Genomic DNA, 1,072 nt, shown 5'->3' on the forward strand with positions numbered 1-1,072 from the left:
GCCAGCTGGCGGAGGTCCACTCGAGCGACCGGTTAGCCACCTTGCCACCCTCCGTCTTCCAGTTCCTTTATGCGCTGGCGTGTGTGCTCGTTCATGCAGTTGAGGTGGACGACAACATTGACGGTTCCGCCAACAAAGACCTGCCTGCGCGCTTTGCAATCTGCGTCACGGAATTCAACCCAACGCCGCTGTGCCTTTACCAAGAGTTGGCGCGCTGTATCTCCAGAATAGCCTTCGGGGTTCGTGTTCGGCACTACTTCTAGGACTGCAAGATAAGCCTTATTGAGCAACCTATCTTGCTCTTCGAACTTCTGATTCGCACAGGCTCGATCTTCGATCGTATTACTCAACGTTCGGCAGGGATCAGCCGGTTGCGCCCAACTTATTGACGGAAGCGCGATCAACAGTATTCCGAGTAGGCGCATAGTTTTTCCTAGGTGGCTAACGTTGAAGCTGAGGGGCCGCAGCCAGCTGGCCGCGCGGAGCTGAAAATATACAGGCAGCGTAGCGCGGCCAGCTGGCGGAGGTCCACTCGAGCGACTGGTTAGACCGCACGTCGCGCCTTGCGAACCAACATCCATGCAGCAAGTGAGTAGCCAACCCATGGCGCGAGAAAGCCGGAAAGCGCCCACCAAGGTTGCAGCAGAAGCTGACGGACCATTACGCCGGATTGGTTGGGTTCACCGGCTTGAGGAGAAGGAAAGTTCGCGGACACCACAACCACCCAAAGGAGGAAGCAGGCGGCGAGGCCAGCGAGCAGGGCCATTAGCACGGACCTCGTACTGCCGGCCAACACGCGATGCGCCGCTAGAACGCCGCCCGCCACCAAGATTGCAATGGGCAGTGCAAACGTGGCGAGCTGAAGCAGCGCGAGACCAACTTCGATATTCGATCGACCGAACCAATCGAAGTAGGACTTCGGAATTGCCACCGCAGCTAATGTCCCGCCGACGTATACGACAGCGACCTGGTAGAGCAAGGCACCAAGTGTGAATGCAATGAAGAGGCGAAGAAAGCGCATGATGTTTAGTGCGGTCTAACGTCGAAGTTGAGCCGCGAGCGGCGGCTGGGC

General features: G+C 57.8%; 2 protein-coding genes. Both read right to left on the bottom strand.

From position 1 onward, the window contains the following. Positions 1-32 precede the first annotated feature (32 nt). Positions 33-605, bottom strand: a complete 573-nt coding sequence (locus LNV09_RS24855) for a lysozyme inhibitor LprI family protein (RefSeq protein WP_411969347.1) — start codon at positions 603-605, stop codon at positions 33-35. After that, a complete protein-coding gene (locus LNV09_RS24605; protein WP_263559701.1) occupies positions 545-1,021 on the bottom strand; it encodes a hypothetical protein in 477 nt (158 codons plus the stop codon). The genes LNV09_RS24855 and LNV09_RS24605 overlap by 61 nt, the downstream gene beginning before the upstream one ends. Positions 1,022-1,072 lie beyond the last annotated feature (51 nt).

Source organism: Paucibacter sp. B2R-40 (genome assembly GCF_025717555.1).
Classification (GTDB): Bacteria; Pseudomonadota; Gammaproteobacteria; order Burkholderiales; family Burkholderiaceae_C; genus Paucibacter_A.

Bases quoted from the DNA above. Each gene is read 5' to 3' on its own strand.
- LNV09_RS24855 (WP_411969347.1), bottom strand. From the start codon at position 605: ATGGGTTGGCTACTCACTTGCTGCATGGATGTTGGTTCGCAAGGCGCG.
- LNV09_RS24605 (WP_263559701.1), bottom strand. From the start codon at position 1,021: ATGCGCTTTCTTCGCCTCTTCATTGCATTCACACTTGGTGCCTTGCTC.